Source organism: [Flexibacter] sp. ATCC 35208, from assembly GCF_001975825.1.
Classification (GTDB): Bacteria; Bacteroidota; Bacteroidia; order Chitinophagales; family Chitinophagaceae; genus Chitinophaga.
This window is the reverse complement of sequence record NZ_MTKN01000359.1, coordinates 1-349: the sequence shown is the minus strand read 5'-3', so window position 1 is coordinate 349 and position 349 is coordinate 1. Positions and strand designations below refer to the sequence as shown.

Annotated in this window: 1 protein-coding gene; it reads left to right on the top strand. The window is 44.7% G+C overall.

Going from position 1 to position 349, the window contains the following annotated elements:
* Positions 1-97 precede the first annotated feature (97 nt).
* Positions 98-349, top strand: a 252-nt coding sequence (locus tag BW716_RS35910; RefSeq protein WP_143709286.1) for a hypothetical protein, incomplete at its 3' end; no start/stop codon positions are given.

Genomic DNA, 349 nt, shown 5'->3' with positions numbered 1-349 from the left:
GTAAATGGCACCCAGAAAACAGTTTCATCTGGCTCCACCATCACTTTCACCGGCAATTCCGCTCCTATTATGATTCTTATCTGGAAAAATTAAACCCATGAACAAACATCTATCTATATATATCATATTTTGCTGCCTGCTGGGAATATTCCATCCCGGCAGCGCACAGGTGCCTGTTACCACCCAACATACTGCTGCTACTCCCGTTATACGACCTTCCGCTTATACAACTACTGCTTACAGCTCCTTATATATCTGGACACCAGCTATGATCACAACAGATGCTGATGCCGTATTAGATACCAGCCATACTGCTGCAGCGGTAAAACTGACGACACAATACCTGGAC